The organism is Desulfotomaculum copahuensis (assembly GCF_001655685.1).
Classification (GTDB): Bacteria; Bacillota; Desulfotomaculia; order Desulfotomaculales; family Desulfovirgulaceae; genus Desulfotomaculum_G; species Desulfotomaculum_G copahuensis.
Genome location: NZ_LYVF01000137.1, coordinates 90116 through 103171 on the forward strand (window position 1 = coordinate 90116; position 13056 = coordinate 103171).

14 protein-coding genes are annotated in these 13056 nt (G+C 57.9%); all 14 read right to left on the minus strand.

Features of this window, described 5'->3' with window-relative positions:
- Nucleotides 1-10 precede the first annotated feature (10 nt).
- Entirely contained in the window at nucleotides 11-214 is a 204-nt protein-coding gene (locus A6M21_RS19470) for a DUF3888 domain-containing protein (RefSeq protein ID WP_078060514.1), read from the minus strand.
- Nucleotides 215-240: 26 nt separating this feature from the next.
- The gene (locus A6M21_RS18395) at nucleotides 241-1371 is read right to left on the minus strand and encodes a hypothetical protein (protein WP_151191862.1); all 1131 of its coding nucleotides are present in this window, start codon (nucleotides 1369-1371) and stop codon (nucleotides 241-243) included.
- 109 nt (nucleotides 1372-1480) lie between these two features.
- Entirely contained in the window at nucleotides 1481-1888 is a 408-nt protein-coding gene (locus tag A6M21_RS08555) for a (2Fe-2S)-binding protein (protein WP_066667997.1), read from the minus strand.
- Nucleotides 1889-2104: 216 nt separating this feature from the next.
- Nucleotides 2105-2758 (minus strand): hypothetical protein, encoded by a 654-nt coding sequence (locus tag A6M21_RS08560; protein WP_066667787.1) that lies wholly within the window; start codon nucleotides 2756-2758, stop codon nucleotides 2105-2107.
- A gap of 24 nt (nucleotides 2759-2782) precedes the next feature.
- Nucleotides 2783-3769 carry a flotillin-like protein FloA gene (gene floA, locus A6M21_RS08565; RefSeq protein WP_427854618.1) on the minus strand — a complete coding sequence of 329 codons (987 nt, stop codon included), beginning with the start codon at nucleotides 3767-3769 and terminating at the stop codon, nucleotides 2783-2785.
- Between the two features lie 331 nt (nucleotides 3770-4100).
- Nucleotides 4101-4601, minus strand: a complete 501-nt coding sequence (locus tag A6M21_RS08570) for an NfeD family protein (RefSeq protein WP_066667792.1) — start codon at nucleotides 4599-4601, stop codon at nucleotides 4101-4103.
- A gap of 445 nt (nucleotides 4602-5046) precedes the next feature.
- Nucleotides 5047-5223: a 30S ribosomal protein S21 gene (gene rpsU, locus A6M21_RS08575; RefSeq protein WP_066667794.1), complete on the minus strand. Its 177-nt coding sequence runs from the start codon at nucleotides 5221-5223 to the stop codon at nucleotides 5047-5049.
- A gap of 116 nt (nucleotides 5224-5339) precedes the next feature.
- Nucleotides 5340-5684, minus strand: a complete 345-nt coding sequence (locus tag A6M21_RS08580; protein ID WP_066667796.1) for a histidine triad nucleotide-binding protein — start codon at nucleotides 5682-5684, stop codon at nucleotides 5340-5342.
- Nucleotides 5685-5771: 87 nt separating this feature from the next.
- Nucleotides 5772-7082, minus strand: coding sequence for a tRNA (N(6)-L-threonylcarbamoyladenosine(37)-C(2))-methylthiotransferase MtaB (mtaB, locus tag A6M21_RS08585; protein WP_066667799.1), 1311 nt, complete (start codon nucleotides 7080-7082; stop codon nucleotides 5772-5774).
- Nucleotides 7083-7088: 6 nt separating this feature from the next.
- Complete coding sequence (locus A6M21_RS08590; RefSeq protein ID WP_066668000.1) at nucleotides 7089-7832, minus strand: 16S rRNA (uracil(1498)-N(3))-methyltransferase; 744 nt, start codon at nucleotides 7830-7832, stop codon at nucleotides 7089-7091.
- A 161-nt stretch (nucleotides 7833-7993) separates the two neighbouring features.
- Nucleotides 7994-8911, minus strand: coding sequence for a 50S ribosomal protein L11 methyltransferase (gene prmA / locus A6M21_RS08595; protein WP_066667800.1), 918 nt, complete (start codon nucleotides 8909-8911; stop codon nucleotides 7994-7996).
- Nucleotides 8912-9146: 235 nt separating this feature from the next.
- Nucleotides 9147-10277 carry a molecular chaperone DnaJ gene (dnaJ, locus tag A6M21_RS08600; protein ID WP_066668001.1) on the minus strand — a complete coding sequence of 377 codons (1131 nt, stop codon included), beginning with the start codon at nucleotides 10275-10277 and terminating at the stop codon, nucleotides 9147-9149.
- 99 nt (nucleotides 10278-10376) lie between these two features.
- The gene (dnaK, locus tag A6M21_RS08605) at nucleotides 10377-12212 is read right to left on the minus strand and encodes a molecular chaperone DnaK (RefSeq protein ID WP_066667801.1); all 1836 of its coding nucleotides are present in this window, start codon (nucleotides 12210-12212) and stop codon (nucleotides 10377-10379) included.
- A 24-nt stretch (nucleotides 12213-12236) separates the two neighbouring features.
- Nucleotides 12237-12953 (minus strand): nucleotide exchange factor GrpE, encoded by a 717-nt coding sequence (gene grpE, locus A6M21_RS08610; protein WP_066667803.1) that lies wholly within the window; start codon nucleotides 12951-12953, stop codon nucleotides 12237-12239.
- Nucleotides 12954-13056: the final 103 nt, after the last annotated feature.

Sequence of the window (13056 nt, forward strand, 5' to 3'; positions counted from 1 at the left end):
CCTACTTTAATCACAAGTGGGGCGACACCGGTAAACTCTTTATATGCTCAAAATTCACGACCTCGATTTTTACCGGGCTAATCCTCAGGGTTATGTGATCAATGCCTACTTGAATATGGGCTCCGGTATAATGTCTCACCTCAAGCATGAGCTCATAAACCTGTTCACCGGTGAGCCTTCGGAGAAAGCAATTGCGCACACCATCAGTCCTCATATAGCCATGGCTTTGATCTCAATTTATTAAATATGTTTCGCTTTTCTTTTCTTTATACAGTCCCACCCACTTGCTACCTTTCTTGCTACAAGTTCCGAATGTTTATCATGATCATAAACAGCCCAGAAGGCAAAACCTCTGACTACGAAACTATAAGATACAGTTTTAACTGTATCATTGGGGCCTTTCTCCTTTCCTTGTCCTTCAACCCTGGTATTACCCGAAGTATCAATAACTCCGCTCTTAAGAATTCTGGATTCCTCCCATTTAAGCGCCTTTTCAATCATGTTTTCTACATCCGGCTTGAGTGGATCATTTTTAAAATAAACTAGCCATCTCTCCGCATACACCACTCCAACCATCTGATAGCTACTGTCGTATCCGCCCTTTTCAGGATTTACGCCATTTTTAAGCTGAAGCTTAATTCCATCTTTAATTAACTTGCGTGACTCTTCAGTTAGTTTATTGTCATTCGTAAGCTTCCCTGCAAGACCCAACGCAGCCGCATCTAAATATTTTCTGTGTGTATAAGGCGCATCATTTCTTAACCCTTTAGACAACACATCGGGCTCCATCATCCATTTGGCTGCCTTATGAACTAATGGTATATAATAATTGATTCTATCTTTATATTTTTCTTTGAAATTTGATTCTTCAAGACATAATATTGAACGGGATACAGCTTCTACAAAAAATGATGTACTGTGAAAAGCATCACTCGTTCCCAAAAAGCTTCCATCATTTCCTTGATGCTTGAAACCCCAATTAAACATCTTCAATCCAGCATCTATAGCTTTTGTATCGCCTTTAATAATTCCTCCGACAACTGCATCTTCTCCATATCTTTGCTCTTCAATATACCACTTATTTCCTAATCCTTTTTCCCAATTACTATTTACTCCTAGTGCTGCACCATCTTCACTCATGCTTTTTATTATTCCGGATGGTTTTTTATACAAAATTTCAGGTATAATACTATTTCTTTCAATATCCAACTCATTATAATCTGAAATATGATTTTCAGATGATTTTTGAGGGTTAACATCCTTAGTCCTTGCCATAACTAAATATGATGTCAATGCAATAAATATTAATAATGCACATACACTTGGCATTATTTTTACAGATTTTATCTTAAACAATTCTATTATAGCCATATCCTTTCCGATTCGACTTGTTCGATCTTTCCGGCCCGGTATTCATGCGTGTTTAAAGGTTTTTAGCCCGCTTTGCTTTGGCAATCACCGATTGCACTGTCGGTTTGCATCAGCGGCCGGCCGGGTTTTTGGTCAGGCACTGTTTGCCCGTGTTGGCCCCGGTATGTTTCTGGATATCGGCCAGGGTCGAGCAGCAACCCTGCTCAATATGGCCCTGTATCTCCCAGTCCGTCACTCCGGCGCAATAGCAGACCGGCACCGGTCCGGTATGCTCCTTGAACCAGACGGGCACTTTGAGTTCTTCGGCCGCAATTACATTTTCACTGTTGTAATAGGCCACCGGGCAATACGGCGTGGTGCAAAGATGAAATCCTTCCCCCGTAGCCTGCAGCAGTTGCTCATCCTTCACCAGGGCGGCCACGGTCACCTGTTTCACCGGCAGTCCGGGCCGGCGGCATTGCGGACAGGGCATTCCCGCGGCGCCGGACGGACTGACGCCGCAAATTTCATTAGACATGTAAATCACCTTTCTTCCGTGTAATTTTTTTGTGCAGGCCCCCGCCTTCATTCGCTTGAAAGGCGGGGGCTTCCCGGTTCATTCGGTCTTAAGATACGGGCCTTTCGGAGAGTCATGTTACGGCGGCAGAAAATCAATCGGCGCCATTTTTTACTTTTCCCAAAGTGTGAGTCCAGTCGCTTCCAGTCCCGCTGAAAAGCTAAAATTTACCCGCCCTTACCTGCGGCCGGCCCGCCGGCCGCCCCGCGGACCCAGCATTTCGGACAATACCACCGCAGCCGCCAGGTTGCCCGGGGAAAGGAGTCTGCGTACATCCCCGCAAGCCCCCGGCGAAACCTCTGGACAGGTTTCCCGGTCCGGCGGGGCGGTAGTTGCGGCGAACATGCCGTCCGCCTGGCGCTCCGGTATGTAATCCGACCGCAAAGGATCTGCCGTCACTTCCCCGCCTCTTCGGCCGTCCCGGACGTTTTGCGGCATCCCGTCCGTGGCCGGCTCATCTTTCCGGTAACGGCGCGGCTGGGTTGTAGCGGCTGGCTTTTCCCCCCGGCGGGCTGTCGCGCCTCCCGGCCGGGAAGTGCGTTCAGAGGCCGGCCCGGACGTGCTCCAGGGGCCGGCCACCGGACGGCCGTCTGCCGCATACCCGTCATCCACCCCACTGCGGCGGCCGGAGGCGGGCCGGTCCATTTCCGGCACCCGCTCACCCCTTTGACTCCAGGGTCCGGGTACAGAACGATCATCATTTTCATCCCCGGAACGCGGCCGGGGAAGCGGATTGCCCGGCCGGGGCAACTGCTGCCGTCCGGTACGCCCCGCTTTGGCAATTTGACTGAAGATGAAAATCAACAGCAACAATAACCAGATGAATTTCATTCCGGTCGCACCTCTTTTCGGGCTCTATTTGCCCCCGTGCTGTTCCCCCCGCTGCCCGCCGCCGGGGGCGCCGCCGCCTGCGCCGGCGATGCCCTCGCGCATGCGGGTGTCAGCCAGCAGGTTCTGCATGTTGTAGTAATCCATCACGCCCAGCTTGCCCTGGCGCAGCGCCTCGGCCATCGCCCGGGGCACTTCTGCTTCAGCCTCCACCACCCGGGCGCGCATTTCCTCCACCCCGGCTTTCATCTCCTGCTCTTTGGCCACGGCCATGGCCCGCCGCTCCTCCGCCTTGGCCTGGGCGATGCGCTTGTCGGCCTCGGCCTGGTCGGTCTGTAACTGGGCGCCGATGTTCCGACCCACATCCACATCGGCGATGTCGATGGAAAGGATCTCAAAGGCGGTGCCGGCATCCAGGCCTTTTTCCAGCACAGTGCGCGAAATGGAGTCCGGGTTTTCCAGCACCTGCTTGTGGCTGGAAGAAGAACCGACAGTGGTGACCACGCCCTCGCCCACCCGGGCGAGCACCGTTTCCTCGCCGGCGCCGCCCACCAGGCGATCGATGTTGGCCCGCACGGTCACCCGGGCCACTACTTTGACTTCAATGCCATCCTTGGCCACGGCGGAAACCAGCGGTGTCTGGATCACCTTGGGATTGACACTCATCTGCACCGCTTCCAGCACATTGCGGCCGGCCAGGTCGATAGCCGCCGCCCGCTCGAAGGCCAGAGGGATGTCCGCACGCTCGGCGGCAATCAGGGCGTCGATCACTCGGTCCACGTTGCCTCCGGCCAGGTAGTGCGCTTCCAGCTGGTTCACCGTTACGTTCAAGCCGGCCTTGTCCGCTTTGATCAGCGGGCCGACTATCCGCACCGGCGGCACACGGCGCAGACGCATGCCGATCAAGGTGAAAATGCCGATGTGCACCCCGGCCGCCAGGGCAGAAATCCACAGTCCGACCGGAATAAAGCTGAAGATGATCGCCAGGCCGACCAAAATGAGCACAATCAGAATGAGTGAAGAAAGACCGACCAGTGTACCGACCAATGACAAGAATAGACACCTCCCAATTTGATTACAGGTTGCAGGATGCCGGCGGCAATATACCTGCATACCTGCTCAACGTATAAACATTGTTTTCCGCTATGAATTACCTACCATTATGCCCATAGCAATACCGTAAAATAGACCAGAACGCCATTGGCATGTCAACGTCAATGTTTCTGCCGCATTAAAAAATAAAAGCGCGTATTACCCGTTTGCCTGTATATACGGCACTGAATGGAAACCTTGATAACACCGCAAATTGACACCACGCCTTCAGCCCTGTTAAAGGCAGATGCCCCTACACCGCACTTGCCCGGCGCACCACCACCCGCACTCCCTCCACCCTGACCACCTTGATAGCGGCGCCGGTCGGAATAAATTCCCCGGTGGTAATCACGTCCAGGCGCTGGCCGGCCACTTCCGCCGTACCGGAAGGACGCAGGGGAGTTACAGCCACCCCGGTGAGATCCACCAAATGCACCAGATCCACCTGCCCGGTCACGTAACCGGCCTCTTTATGCTGCCTGGTACCCAGGGCCAGGCGCTGCCAGAGTTTGAAGCGGGCAAAAAAACGCACGCCCAGTACAAAGATTACCACGGTTGCCGCCAGGGCAATCACCAGCGCCGCCGTGGCCCGGGTGAAATCCACCGCCAGCAGCAGCACACCCCAGGCCACCAGGAGCAACCCGAGCATACCGGCCACGCCAACCCCCGGAATAACGAAGATCTCCAGCATCAGTGCGACAATGCCCAGAAGGAAAGCCAGCACGGCCAGCCAGGTCAACATCTGCTGGGACATGGCAAGATATTCACCCCCTTAATAAATACCCCTTCCAACCTTCCAAGAGTATTAAACAACACGGTCCCTAAGCCAAAGCCGGTGCGGCAAATAATGCCGCCAACCGGTTTTGCCTACCAGTTATTATATGCCGGCTTGATCGCACGCACAAGATGAGCACATGAGTTTGCAGGCAATATTTTAAAAAGGAGATAGTGAGGGACAAACCCAAGCAGCCGCTTCCAGGGTGACCGTGAAGATTTTGCCAACAGATATGTCAATGCAATCAGAGGTACGCCCTGTCCGAGTAATATTTGCAACATCAAGCGCAGCAAGATAAACATGCATTCGCCATGGAAAACCACCATGATATTTCTGCAGGCGTCTGTAAAATAAAAACGCCCGGTGAAGAAAAATGTTTTCTTCACCGGGCGTCATTGTCTATATAACCCGGCCGGCTGGGGAATTAACGGAACTTGCGTCTTCTAGCCGCTTCGGATTTTTTCTTGCGCTTTACACTGGGTTTTTCATAATGTTCATGTTTTCTGGCCTCTGCTAATACTCCCGCCTTCTGGCAGGTCCGTTTAAAACGGCGGAGGGCGCTGTCCAGGGTTTCATTCTTGCCTACACGCACTTCTGCCACTGCTCTTTCCCTCCCTCCGCCAGGCCGTCAAGCTTAATCATACGGATGATACAGCCTCCAGCTTTAAATTGCGAACACCATATTATTATACTGTGAGCCGGCGTCACCGTCAATAACTAACCCGGAGGCCATTGAAACGGCCGGCCGCCCAAAAGGTGGTAGTGAAGGTGAAAAACCAGCTGGCCCGCATCCTCCTTACAGTTGCTGACCAGGCGAAAACCTTTCTCCTCCAGGCCCAGTTTGGCGGCCACCCGGGCCGCGGCCTGCTGCAAACGGCCCAGCGCGGCTTCATCCTCATCTTTTATATCAAAGAACGTCGGGATATGCCTTTTGGGGATCAATACAAGGTGGATCGGCGCCGCCGGGTGGATGTCTTCAAAGGCCATTACGTAATCGTCCTCATAGACAACTTCGGCGGGAATTTCTTTGCTTGCAATTTTGCAAAAAATACAATCCTGCATTGTAACCACCTCCCCCCTTGCCTTAAAGGAAACACCACGGCAGTTTTATTTTATTCAACACCGGCGGAATTAAATCCTGCCGCGGATTTAAATTATTCTGCCTTTTAAGTGATTATCCCGCCATTCTTCCACCTGTACACGCACCAGCTCCCCGCGCACGGCCGGTCCGGCCGGGAAAACCACCCGCAAGTAGTTCCCGGTATAGCCCTCCCAAAGACCATCCCCGGCCGGGAAGGGCTCCTCGGCCAATACTGTCACCTGACGGCTGGTGTATTGGACGGCGAAATCACGGGCCAGCGCCTCACCAAGGGTAATCAGCCGGTGGCTGCGCTCCTCCTTTACCTGCGCCGGAACCTGACCGGGAAAAGCGGCCGCGGGTGTTCCCCGGCGCGGGGAATATTTAAACACATGCAGACGGCTGAAGGCCATTTCTCCGACAAACTGCAACGTACGTTCAAACTGTTCTTCCGTTTCACCGGGAAAACCAACAATCACATCGGTGGTCACGGCCACACCGGGTATTTTCCGGCGCACCTCTTCCAGCAGGTTGCCGAACCAGGCGCTGGTATAGTGCCGGCGCATGCGCTCGAGCACGGTATCGTCGCCGCTTTGCAGCGGGATGTGCAGATGGGGGCAGACATTTCCCCGGGAAGCCATTACGTCCAGCAATTCCGTGGTTACATCCAGCGGCTCCACCGAACTCAAACGCAGCCTGAGCAATCCCGGGACTGCGGCCACACGGGCCACCAGACCGGCCAGGTCCGGTCCGTCCGGCTGGTCCCGGCCGTAGGCGCCGGTGTGAATGCCGGTGAGCACCAGTTCTTTGAAGCCGTCCGCAACCAGGCGACGGGCCTCTTCGATCACATTTTCCGGCCGGCGGCTTTTCAACGGACCGCGGGCATAAGGGACAATGCAATAGGCGCAGTAGTTGCTGCACCCCTCCTGCACCTTCAAAAAGGCGCGCACCCGCCCGGTAACTGCCGTGGCCGGCAGTTCGGCAAACCCATGTCCGGCGAAAACATCGCTGACGGCATCAAGCGGCTCCCCGCCCGGACGGTGGAACTCCACCAACTCCACAATGCGCGCCTTGTCCCGTGTGCCCACCACCAGATCCACCCCGGGGATGGCCAGCACCTCCCCCGGAGCGGTCTGGGCATAACAACCGGTAACCACGATCAGCGCGGCGGGATTTTTCCGGCCGGCGCGGCGGATTAGCTGGCGGGACTTGCGGTCACCCAAATGGGTCACGGTGCAGGTATTGATCACATAAATATCCGCCGGCTGTTTAAAATCAACCACCTGGTAGCCCCGCCGCCGGAACATTTCCGCCAGGGAAGCCGATTCGTACTGGTTCACCTTGCAGCCCAGGGTGACCAGGGCCACTTTTTTCTCCGGCATAAGTCCCTAAGTGCCCCCCAAATCGCCCAATTCGTACAAAACCATGGCCAGCGCCGCCGGGCCGGCCGTTTCAGTGCGCAAGATGCGCGGTCCCAGGGAAACCGGAATCACTCCCCGCCCGGTGGCCAGGTCCACTTCCAACGGTTCAAAGCCGCCTTCCGGGCCGATCAAAAGATAGACCTCGCCGGCCGCCCGCCCCCGCAAAACCTGTTTCAAGGCCCGGCATTTCTCCATTTCATAGGGCATCACAGCCAGCGCGTCCGGCGGAATCAATTCCAGGGCTTCCGGCAGGCTCATCACTTCCGTCACCCGGGGAATCACCGCCCGCCGGCACTGCTTGGCCGCCTCCATGGCCACCCGCTGCCAGCGCTCCCGGCGTTGCCGGGCCTTGCCGGGCTCCAGCCGCGCCACCGAACGGCGGCAGTGCAGGGGCACCACCGCCGCCACCCCCAGTTCGGTGCACTTCTGGATAATCATTTCCATCTTGTCACCTTTGGCCAACCCCTGCAGCAGGGTCACGCGCAAAGGCGATTCACCGCCGGCGGCAAACTCCTCAATGATCAGTCCTTCCACAGCGTCTTTTCCGGCGGCGGTCAGGCGCACCCGGCAGGCCCGGCCGGCGCCGTCCAGGACGGTCACCGTATCCCCCGCCCCCAGACGCAGCACACGAGATATATGTATAACATCGGGGCCGGTGATGATCACCCGCTCCCCGCTGATTTGTTCCGGTGCGACAAAAAAACGGCTCACAACCAGCCCCCGCTTCCGGCACCCCCGCCGCCGGCCGCGGCAGGGGGAAAAAGCATCCGCATGAAAATGCACCATGTTAATCTTGGGCGGAACCTTTCCGCAACAAATGCCGGAACAGGGCCGGCCGGATGTTGTATTCGCGCCGGTTGCCCCCGGCGGTGTCAAACCCGCCCGGCCGCCAGCGCCACCCATTCGCCGCCGCGCCGCTCCCGGCTCACGGACAGGCCGGCAGCCGCCAGCGCCCAGCGCACCTGCGCCTCCCGGTCACGGATGATCCCGGAGACGATGAACAGGCCGCCGGGCTTTAGCAGCATCGCCGCGGCGGGAGCCAGGCGGATAATCACATCAGCCACTATGTTGGCCGCCACCAGGCCGGCCGGTTCCCATTCCCCGGCCAGCAGATCCCCCTGTTTGGCCGTTACTATACCCTGCACGCCGTTGCGTATTATGTTCTCCCGGGCCGCGGCCACGGCCACCGGATCATTGTCCACGGCCGTCACCCGGCCGGCCCCGAGCAGGGCGGCAGCCACCGCCAGGATACCAGAACCGGTGCCCACATCAATTACCGTTTCGCCAGAAGCCACGGTTTCTTCCAGCAATTCCAGGCACATCACCGTGGTCGGATGAGTGCCGCAGCCGAAGGCCATACCCGGATCCAGCTCAATTACATGCCGCCCGGGGTCCACCCGGTACTCCTCCCAGGAGGGCTTCACCACCAGGCTCCGGCCCACCGGCACCGGCTTGTAGTAGGCCCGCCAGGCATTGGCCCAGTCCTGTTCATCCAAAAGGCGCGTTTTCAGCCCGCGCGCCGCTACCGGCCACAAAGCGGTCAGCGTCTGCCGCAACCTGGCCAGACGCTCCTCCAGGCGCCCGTCCACCGGCAGGTAAGCCCTGACCACCGGCATCTCCGGCGCCGTAAGTGCCCCCGGCACCACCGCATCGGGCGGCAGATCCATATAAGCAGAGATAAAGGCGGGGTCATCAACGGCCACCCCGCCGGTATCGAATTCAACAAAGAAATTACACACCGCCTCGACGTCTTCCGGCGGTATGCTGACGGCTATTTCCAGCCACTGCAAAACAGTTCACGCCCCTTGGCATCCGAATAAAAGACCGGTCCGGAGCCATTTTAAACCACATTTCATACCGGCACAGCGTAAAACAAATATATTTCCGGCGCTCAAACGGTTATGACCCAAGCGGAGAATTGATCGCCGTACAACCTGCCGTCCCGCGGGATGCCATCAACCTATAAACACATCCCCGGACCGGTTGAAGATGCCGCAAAGATCGGCTCCGCCCGGTTTCAGAGTCTTATCCCATAAAGGCATCCTTGACCTTTTTGAAGAAGCCCTTTTCTACGCCGGCCGGGCTTTCCCCGCCCAGTTGAGCGAATTCGCGCAGCAATTGCTTCTGCTCTTCCGACATTTTGGTCGGAGTGACCACCTTCACCCGCACCAGTTGATCCCCCCGGCCGTAACCACCCAGATCGGGAATACCCTTGCCGCGCAGGCGGAATACCGTGCCGTGCTGGGTGCCCTCCGGAATGCGCAACTGGGCGTCCCCTTCCAGGGTGGGCACCTCGATTTCGTCCCCCAAAGCAGCCTGCACAAATGAGAGGGGAACCTCCATCACCACATCGTTGCCTTCCCGCCGGAAGATGCGGTGCGCACGCACGTGGATGTATACATACAGGTCGCCCTGCGGACCGCCGCGCAGGCCGGTCTCGCCCTCGCCGGCCACCCGCAGCCGGGTGCCCGTATCGACGCCGGCCGGGATTTTGATATGAATACTGCGCGTACGGCGCACCTGGCCGCTGCCGTGACAGGTGCCGCAGGGCTTTTCAATGATGCGGCCCGAACCGTGACACCGCTCGCAGGTCCGCGTCTGCACAATGCGCCCGAAAGGCGTACTCTGGGCGAACTGAATCTGACCGGTACCGCCACAGGCCACGCAGGGCTGTGGTCGGGTGCCCGGCGCCGCGCCGCTGCCGCCGCAGGTGGTGCAAGTTTCCACCCGGGGCACGCGGATATCCTTTTCCAGCCCGAAGGCCGCTTCCTTGAAGGATATTTCCAGGTCCACCCGTACATCCGCGCCCTTTTCCGGACCGCGCCGCTGCCGGCCGCCGCTACCGAAAAACATGTCAAAGATATCGCCCAGTCCGCCAAAATCGCCGAAACCGCCAAAACCGCCGCCAAAACCGCTGAAACCCTGGCCGTCGGTGGCTGCATGGCCGAAGCGGTCGTAGTTGGCCCGTTTTTCCGGGTCGCTCAATACCTCGTAGGCTTCCGCAATTTCTTTGAATTTTGCTTCCGCGGCAGCCTTGTTGTCCGGATTGGCGTCGGGATGATACTGGCGTGCCAGTTTACGGAAGGCCTTCTTGATTTCCTCGGCCGTCGCCTCCCGGGAAACCCCCAGCACCTCGTAATAGTCGCGTTTCGCCACGGTGTCAACACCACCTGAAATAACATGATCAAAACCGGGCCGGATGGGCCGGCATAAATACATTATACTACAACCGGACCCGTTCCGGCCAGCAGGTTGTTACTTGTCTTCCTCTTTCTTTACTTCGTAATCGGCGTCCACCACATTTTCATCTTTGCCGGCACCGCCGCCGGCCGGCCCAGTGCCGGCCTGTGCCTGCTGTGCCTGCTGCTGGTACAGCTGGGTGGTCAACTCGTAAAGCGGTTTGGTCAGCGCTTCGATCCTGGCCTTGAGCGCCTCCATATCCTGCCCCTTCACGGCTTCTTTCAGTTCCTCGACGGCCCGGTTGACCTGGTCCACCTTGTCCTTGTCCGCTTTGTCGCCCAAATCTTTGATTGTTTTTTCCGCCTGATAAATCATACTGTCGGCCTGGTTGCGCAATTCCACCTCTTCTTTGCGCCGTCGATCCTCTTCCGCGTGCTGTTCCGCTTCCTTGACCATGCGATCGATGTCCTGGTCGGACAGGGCGGTGCCGCCGCTGATGGTAATGCTTTGCGCCTTGCCTGTGCCCATATCCTTGGCCGATACATTGACGATGCCGTTCACGTCGATATCAAACTTGACCTCGATTTGCGGCACCCCCCGGGGCGCGGGCGGGATACCGGTCAACTGGAACCGGCCCAGGGTCTTGTTGTCCGCCGCCATCTGGCGCTCACCCTGCAGCACGTGAATCTCCACCGTGGTCTGCCCGTCGGCGGCGGTGGAGAAAATCTGGCTCTTGGAAGTGGGAATGGTGGTGTTGCGCTCAATCAGACGGGTGAATACGCCGCCCAGGGTTTCAATACCCAAAGAAAGCGGCGTCACGTCCAGCAGCAGCACGTCCTTCACTTCCCCGGCCAGCACGCCGGCCTGAATGGCCGCCCCGATGGCCACGCACTCGTCCGGGTTGATCCCCTTGTGCGGCTCCTTGCCCAAAAACTTGCGAATGGCCTCCTGCACCGCCGGAGTACGGGTGGAACCGCCCACCAGCAAAACCTTGTCGATGTCCTTCGGCTCCAGGCCGGCGTCGGCCAGCGCCTGACGGGTCGGTCCCATGGTCTTCTCCACCAGGTCGGCGGTCATTTCATCAAATTTGGCCCGGCTCAAGTTGATGTCCAGGTGCTTGGGACCGCTGGCGTCGGCGGTGATAAAGGGCAGGTTGATATTGGTGGTGGCCACGCCGCTCAATTCAATCTTGGCCTTTTCCGCCGCCTCTTTCAAACGCTGCATGGCCATGCGGTCGTTGCGCAGGTCGATGCCGCTGTCTCTCTTGAACTGATCGGCCAGCCAGTCCATCACGCGCTGATCGAAGTCGTCGCCGCCCAGGCGGTTGTTGCCGCTGGTGGCCTTGACCTCGAACACGCCTTCGCCCAGTTCCAGGATGGAAACATCAAAGGTGCCCCCACCCAGGTCGAAAACCAGGACGGTCTGGTCCTCCCCTTTGTCCAGACCGTAGGCCAGCGCGGCCGCTGTTGGCTCGTTGATAATGCGCAGCACTTCCAGTCCGGCAATCCTGCCCGCGTCCTTGGTGGCCTGGCGCTGGGAGTCGGTGAAGTAGGCGGGCACGGTAATCACGGCCTTTTCCACTTTTTCGCCCAGGTAGGCCTCGGCGTCCGTTTTCAACTTCTGCAAAATCATGGCCGATATTTGCTGTGGCGTGTATTCCTTGTCATCTATGTTTACTTTAAAATTCGAGCCCATATGGCGCTTGATGGAACTGATCGTGCGCTCCGGATTGCTCACCGCCTGGCGTTTGGCCACCTGGCCCACCAGGCGCTCGCCCGTTTTGGAAAAGCCCACCACCGACGGAGTGGTGCGGTTGCCCTCCGCGTTCGGGATGACCACTGCTTCGCCGCCTTCCATCACGGCTACGCAAGAGTTGGTCGTACCCAGGTCAATGCCGATTACTTTTGCCATCTGAATTTTCCAACCTCCCGTGTGTCACTCGCCTGTTTTTTTCGCCGACCGGGCCACCTTGACCATGGCCGGACGGATCAGCCGGTCTTTGAAGCAGTAACCCCGGCAAAATTCTTCCAGCACCGTGTTATCGCAGGCAGTGGTGCTTTCTTCCTGCATGACCGCCTCGTGCAACGCCGGGTCGAACTGCTCACCCACCGCCTTGAGCGGGGATAGCCCCTCTTTGGCCAGCACATCCTGCAACTGGCGGTGGATCATTTCCACCCCGGCCACCACCCCGGCCGGATCCTGGTCTTTGGCGGCCAGGGCGCGCTCCAGGTTGTCCAGTACGGGCAACAGGGCGGTAACCACCTGTTCCCCGGCAAATTTGAAAAACTCTTCCCTTTCCCGCTGCGTCCGCTTGCGGTAGTTCTCAAAATCGGCCTGCAGACGCACCAGTCGCTGGTAATAGTCTTCCGCCCGGGCGGCCTGCTCCGCCAGTTTGCGCTCAAGCTCAGCCGCATCCGTCACGGGCTGCTCTGTTTCCGCAACCACACCGGCCGCATTCGCCGTGTCCGCACCGGCTGTTGCATCCGGTACGGCGCCGTCCGGCCCGCCGGCCGTCCCGGTTTTTTCCCGTGAATCCTGCGGCGTTCCGGCAACCGTCTGATCATCGTCGCCGGGGCTTCCCCCGGACCGCCGGTCACCCCCCTGAAGGGCATCCTCCCCGCCCGGCAGGCGCTCCTTATCCTCAACATTCATCCGGTTCACCTCATCATGTACTAACTTAATTACACTTTACAACAGTATGGATTCAAATAAAAATATTCCCACCCGTGCGTTGTATACATACCCCGCCGGCCGC

What these genes read in the sequence shown, in the direction of transcription:
- A6M21_RS19470 (WP_078060514.1), bottom strand. Translation starts at nt 214, where the DNA reads ATGAGGACTGATGGTGTGCGCAATTGCTTTCTCCGAAGGCTCACCGGT.
- A6M21_RS18395 (WP_151191862.1), bottom strand. Translation starts at nt 1,371, where the DNA reads ATGGCTATAATAGAATTGTTTAAGATAAAATCTGTAAAAATAATGCCA.
- A6M21_RS08555 (WP_066667997.1), bottom strand. Translation starts at nt 1,888, where the DNA reads ATGTCTAATGAAATTTGCGGCGTCAGTCCGTCCGGCGCCGCGGGAATG.
- A6M21_RS08560 (WP_066667787.1), bottom strand. Translation starts at nt 2,758, where the DNA reads ATGAAATTCATCTGGTTATTGTTGCTGTTGATTTTCATCTTCAGTCAA.
- A6M21_RS08570 (WP_066667792.1), bottom strand. Translation starts at nt 4,601, where the DNA reads ATGTCCCAGCAGATGTTGACCTGGCTGGCCGTGCTGGCTTTCCTTCTG.
- A6M21_RS08580 (WP_066667796.1), bottom strand. Translation starts at nt 5,684, where the DNA reads ATGCAGGATTGTATTTTTTGCAAAATTGCAAGCAAAGAAATTCCCGCC.
- mtaB (WP_066667799.1), bottom strand. Translation starts at nt 7,082, where the DNA reads ATGCCGGAGAAAAAAGTGGCCCTGGTCACCCTGGGCTGCAAGGTGAAC.
- dnaK (WP_066667801.1), bottom strand. Translation starts at nt 12,212, where the DNA reads ATGGCAAAAGTAATCGGCATTGACCTGGGTACGACCAACTCTTGCGTA.
- grpE (WP_066667803.1), bottom strand. Translation starts at nt 12,953, where the DNA reads ATGAATGTTGAGGATAAGGAGCGCCTGCCGGGCGGGGAGGATGCCCTT.